We start from the raw sequence: 6,118 nt of genomic DNA, 5'->3' as shown, positions 1-6,118 counted from the left end.
AATGTTAAATTAACTCTTACTGTTACACCTTGTTGGTGTTATGGTTCTGAGACTATTGATATGACTCCTGCTATACCTAAAGCAATTTGGGGTTTCAATGGTACTGAAAGACCTGGCGCTGTTTACTTGGCTGCTGCTGATGCTGGACATACTCAATTAGGACTTCCTGTATTCTCTATCTATGGTAAAGATGTTCAAGATGCAGGCGATGAAAATGTTCCTGATGACGTTAAAGAAAAAATACTTAGATTCGTAAGAGCTGGTCTTGCTGTTGCTACTATGAAAGATCAATCATACATAAGTATGGGTTATGTTGCTATGGGTATCATGGGTTCTATGGTTGATGCTGAATTCTTACTTGACTATTTAGGAATGAGAACTGAATTTGTAGATATGAGTGAAATCAAAAGAAGATTAGAATTAGAAATCTATGATAAAGAAGAATTCAAAAAAGCTTGGGAATGGGCTAAACAATGCAAATTCGGTGCTGATAACAATAAAGTAAAAGCTTCTGATGAGGAAAAAGAAAAAGAATGGGCTACTTCTATTAAAATGGCTATGATTATGCGTGATTTGATGGTAGGTAATCCAAAATTAGCTGAAATGGGATATATAGAAGAAGCACAAGGACACAATGCTATAGTTGGCGGTTTCCAAGGTCAAAGACATTGGACTGACTATATGCCTAACGGCGACTTTGCTGAAGCTATTCTTAACTCATCTTTCGACTGGAACGGTATAAGAGAACCTTATGTTGTTGCTACTGAAAATGACTCTTTGAATGGTCTTTCTATGCTATTCGCTCATTTATTAACTTGTAAATCTCAATTATTTGCTGACGTTAGAACTTATTGGAGTCCTGAAGCAGTTAAAAGAGTTACAGGAAAAGAACTTACTGGAAAAGCTAAAGACGGTATTATTCACTTAATCAATTCAGGTGCTGCATCTTTAGACTGGACTGGTGAAGAAAAAGTTAATGGAAATCCTGCTTTAAAAGAATTCTGGAATATCACTGAAGAAGAAGCTAAAAAATGTCTTGATGCAACTCAATTCTCTCCTGCTAACAGAGAATATTTCAGAGGAGGCGGATTCTCATCTACTTTCTTAACTAAAGGTGAAATGCCAATGACTATAATCAGACTTAACTTAGTTAAAGGTTATGGTCCTGTACTTCAAGTGGCTGAAGGTTATGCTGTTAATATTGATGACAGTATATTTGATCCTATTAACAAAAGAACTGACTCTACTTGGCCTACTACTTGGTTTGCTCCTATACTTACAGGTAAAGACTCTTTCAAAGATGTTTATTCTGTAATGAATGATTGGGGTGCTAACCACTGTGCTGCTGCTTATGGACATATAGGTGCTGATTTAATTACATTAGCTTCTATGTTACGTATACCTGTAAGCATGCATAATGTTAGTGAAGATAGAATATTCAGACCTAAAGCTTGGAAAGCATTTGGTACAAAAGATTTAGAAGGTGCTGATTTCAGAGCTTGTAAACATTTTGGACCTTTATTTGGAAAAGTAACTAGGTAACTATATACAATCTTTTTTTACTCCCATTTAATATGTAACAATATTAAATGGGATTTTTATTAAAATTAAATTAAAGGATTTAAATATGTTAAAAGGAATAGATCCTGTTGTTTCTCCTGAATTATTAAAAATATTATGTGAAATGGGTCATGGAAGTGAAATATTATTTGCGGATGGTAATTTCCCTTCTTATGATTACAATGCAAAAAAAATAATAAGACTTGATGGTATAGATATACCTACAGTTTTAAAAGCAATAATGCCATTATTTCCTTTAGATACTTTTGTAGAAAGCCCTGTTGTATTGATGCAGCCTAATGCTGATTTTGGAAGAGAACCTGATGTATGGGCTAAATATAAAGACATTATTGGAAAACATCAAAAAGTAAATTATGAATATTTGGAGAGATTTGCATATTATGACAGATGTAAAAATGTTTATGCTATTGTAGCTACAAGCGAACTTGAAATATATGCAAATATTATACTCAAAAAAGGCGTAATTTTTCCAGACAAAAAATGATATCTCCAAAATATAAAAGCAAGTCTTTATTAATTTAAAGGCTTGCTATTATAAATTAAATAAAAATTCTCTACTGCTTTAATATAAAAAAGAAACTTAAAAATATATTTTAAAATACTGCAATTCCAGAATCGGTTCTTCCATCACATCCTGCACAATAAACATTATTATCATTCTTTAGTATAACTTGTCCTCTTCCGAAATATCCGAAATTTGTTATATGAGGCTTTTTAGTAATATTATGTCCCAATGATGAAAGCTCTGAAAATAATATATCATCAAAATTATATTCTAATTCAATATTCTTCTCCCCTACCCATTGCCATCTAGGTTTATCTAATGCCGCTTGAGGATTCAAATTATGATCTATTAAATTACTCATAACCTGTAAATGTCCCTGAGGCTGCATGAAAGCTCCCATAACACCTAAAGCTGCATAAGGTTTTGAATCCTTACATATAAATGCCGGTATTATTGTATGATAAGGCTTTTTATGTGGGGCTATAAAATTATCTGAATTAGGGTCTAGTGAAAAATTAGCTCCTCTATTTTGTAACGCTATTCCTGTTTCTGGAATAACTATACCTGAACCGAATGCACAGTAATTACTTTGTATATAAGAAACCATATTTCCTTCACTATCTGCAGTTGCTAGATAAACAGTGTCGCCTGATGAGAATATATGATTTATAGGTTTTAATGCTTTATTTACTCTTATTAATGAAGCTCTTTTCATAGCATATTCTTTTGAAAGCATTTCCTCAATAGAAGTTTTCATGTGATAAATATCAGCAACATATTTTTTTGTGTCTATGAATGCCAATTTCAATGCCTCTATTTTATAATGAGTACTTTCTAATGGTGTCAAATCTTTTAAATCAAAATGAGATAAAATATTTAAAGCCATTAATACTGTAATGCCATGTCCGTTAGGAGGTATCTCATAAATATCGTATCCTCTGTAATTGGTTGTTATAGGAGTAACAAATTCAGGATAATATTCGTTTAAATCCTCTTTAGATAAATATCCTCCATACTTTTTCATAAATGCATCTATCTTTTCAGCATACTCTCCTCTATAAATACATTCTGAATTTGTGTTTCCTATATCTTCTAAAGTTTTTGCATGATATGGAAATGTAACTATTTCACCAAGTTCCGGAGTTCTTCCATTGAAAGTAAATGTATCAAACCAATATCTGAACTCTTCTTTTTTTAATTTATCAGATTCTTTTAAATATACATAATAAGATTCTTTCCAATCGAGAGCAACTTGAGGCTGAACAGCATAACCTTCATTAGCATATTTAATAGCAGGCTCAAGCACATCTATAAGTTTTAATTTACCGAACTTTTTTACAAGTGTTGCCCAAGTTGCAGGTATCCCTCCAACCGTTATAGGCAAAAGTCCATAAGTAGGTATTTGATCAAGATTAAGCGACAATATTTTATCAACATCTAAATTCTTTGGAGAAAATCCGCTTCCATTGATAGCATACAAATTATTTTCAAAATTGATTATAGCAAAAGCATCGCCTCCCAAACCGTTTGAAGTAGGTTCAACAACTGTAAGTGCAGCTGCTGTTGCAATTGCAGCATCAATAGCGTTTCCACCTTTCCTTAATATTTCAAGTCCCGCCTGAGAAGCTAGTATATTGCTTGTAGAAACTATATTTTTTCCAAAAACTACATTTCTTTTAGATGAATAAGTATTATCATAAAAATCCATAATAAAATCCAATACTTTATTTTAAATATTAGACTTGCAGCAAAACTTCTTAAAAATAATGTTTTATAATATTAGCTTTACAGCAAGTCTATTATGTATATATTTTATTATACTAACAAAAATATAATTGTCAAAAATTTTATATATTCAATTTTTCTAAACATTCTTTTGCTTCATTATCATAAATATTGATTTCTAAAACTTTTTTGTAACACTCTTTGGCATTTTCTTTATCATCAATTTTTAAATATAATTCAGCCATTTCTTTTAAAGTATCACATCTATATGGACGAGTCTCAAAATATTTTTTATCAATATCTATAGCTTTTTGATAATATTCTTTTGATAAGTCTTTTTCATTAAGATCATTATAAACTTCAGCAATTGATATATAATACTCTTCACGATTAGGTTCTAATGAAACAGCATGTTTATAACACTTTAATGCCTTATTTTTATTATCTATTTTCATATATAAATCGCCTATCTTTCTTGAATAATAACCTTTAAATTCTTTTCTCTCCCATCTGTTTTCTCTTCTGAACATACTACTAGCACTTTTTATTTCAAGTTTTATAGCTTTTTTATATGCTTCAATAGCTTTGTTTTTATTACCTATAGAATTATATAAATCTCCTATACTCTCTAAATCCCAAGAATTTTTATCTTTTTCATTTTCATAAATCTCTATTGCTTTTTTATAATATTCTTCTGCATTTTCCTTTTCTCCTAAACTTTCATAAATTTCTGCAATAGCTGTAAAATCATACCCATATTTTTTATTATCATCTAAACTTATATATTTTTGATAATATTCAATAGCCTTATATTTTTCACCTATATGCAAATATAAATTATATAATCCTTTATAATCATTCTTATCAATATAATAATTAATAGCTTTATTAATAAATAAATCTCTTTTATCCTTTTTTGAAATCTGCTCATATAAACCCAATAATTTTGTCATATTACAATAAACATTTCCACTGCTTCTGCATTCAAAATTCAAATATTTTTCGTACATCTCTAAAGCCTTATCATAATTTTTAATTTCTTGATAAATATGTCCTAAAAGAGAATAATAATAACTATCAAAATCATTAATTTCCATAAGTTTATTACACATTTCAATAGCTTCATCATATCTGTAAATATTTTTATATAAACCAGCTAAAGTTCCATAAACTCTATAATTAATATTATCTTTATTATTCAGTAAATATTTTTCAAGTACATTAGCCGCTTTATCACATATATTCAAATCATAAGAATATATAGTTTCTAACTCATCATAATATTCAAAATTACTAGGCTCTTCTTCTATAAGCTGATTAAATGCTTCTATCATATATTTATAATCTTCAATATCTTTGTTATAACAATCGCTTCTTATTGAACGCCAACAACCTGAAACATCTTTCTTTATATATTTTTTATATACTTCAATTCCTTTCTGATATTCTCCTAAAGCCATATAAGATTTAGCTAATGCATCTATTGGATTAATATTTTCTGCCCCCCAATACCTATAATTAATTTCCAATACCTTCTCATAATTTTCTATTGCCTTATCATATTCTTTTTTTTCAAAATATGATAATCCTAAATACATAAAATCGCTTTCATCATGCAAAGGAAGTTTTATTATTTCTTTAAACACTTCTATTGCTTCATCATATTTACCCAATTTAAAATATGATTCTCCTATCACAGTAAGATAATATTCTAAATAATTATCATAATCAAAAACATAACTTTTATTTAACTTAACTGCTTTTTCAGCATACTCTATTGCCGCATAATAATTTTCATTTTTATAATTAATATATCCCAAAATATACCAATATGCTGAATCATTTGCATTTAATTCTACAGCTTTTTTAATAAGTTTTAATGCTTCATTATAGTTTTCATTTCTACTGAAACAATATATATAATTGGCTGCCTTATAGTATAATGCTTTGTCATCATTAGGATTTATTAACAAAACTTTTCTAAACTGCTTTTCTGCTTTTTTGTTATCCCGATTAGAATAATATGCCCTTCCTAATAAAGTTAAAGCTTTTGTATTATTTTTATCTTTTTTAATATACTCTTTTAATACCTCTATAACTTGATCAATTATATTTTCATTATTATTCTCATCATTGTTTTGATAATCTTCATCATTTTCATTATTATCTGACTTGTAATCTTTTTCAAGTGAATCAGTTTCATCAAGTTCATAAGAAAACTCTTTGTTTATTATATTTTCAATTTCTTCTAAAGTGTATGATTTTTTCATAGTGTAGCTCCTATATTTTTATTATTTTTAATTATAT

Annotated in this window: 4 protein-coding genes; 2 read left to right on the top strand and 2 right to left on the bottom strand. The window is 28.7% G+C overall.

From position 1 onward, the window contains the following. Positions 1-1,542: L-fucose isomerase (locus tag Q0K19_RS07755; RefSeq protein WP_297246936.1), on the top strand; the 1,542-nt coding region annotated here is incomplete at its 5' end. Between the two features lie 85 nt (positions 1,543-1,627). Next, positions 1,628-2,065, top strand: a complete 438-nt coding sequence (locus tag Q0K19_RS07750; protein WP_014488262.1) for an RbsD/FucU domain-containing protein — start codon at positions 1,628-1,630, stop codon at positions 2,063-2,065. 109 nt (positions 2,066-2,174) lie between these two features. Here the strand turns inward: Q0K19_RS07750 and Q0K19_RS07745 are convergent, their stop codons facing one another. Together Q0K19_RS07745 and Q0K19_RS07740 are read right to left on the bottom strand one after the other, a co-directional pair. Continuing rightward, positions 2,175-3,794, bottom strand: coding sequence for a gamma-glutamyltransferase family protein (locus tag Q0K19_RS07745; protein WP_297246933.1), 1,620 nt, complete (start codon positions 3,792-3,794; stop codon positions 2,175-2,177). Between the two features lie 139 nt (positions 3,795-3,933). After that, entirely contained in the window at positions 3,934-6,081 is a 2,148-nt protein-coding gene (locus Q0K19_RS07740) for a tetratricopeptide repeat protein (protein WP_297246931.1), read from the bottom strand. Between the last annotated feature and the right edge of the window lie 37 nt (positions 6,082-6,118).

This window comes from uncultured Brachyspira sp. (assembly GCF_944393015.1).
Lineage (GTDB): Bacteria > Spirochaetota > Brachyspiria > Brachyspirales > Brachyspiraceae > Brachyspira.
This window is presented reverse-complemented; position numbering and strand designations above follow the sequence as displayed.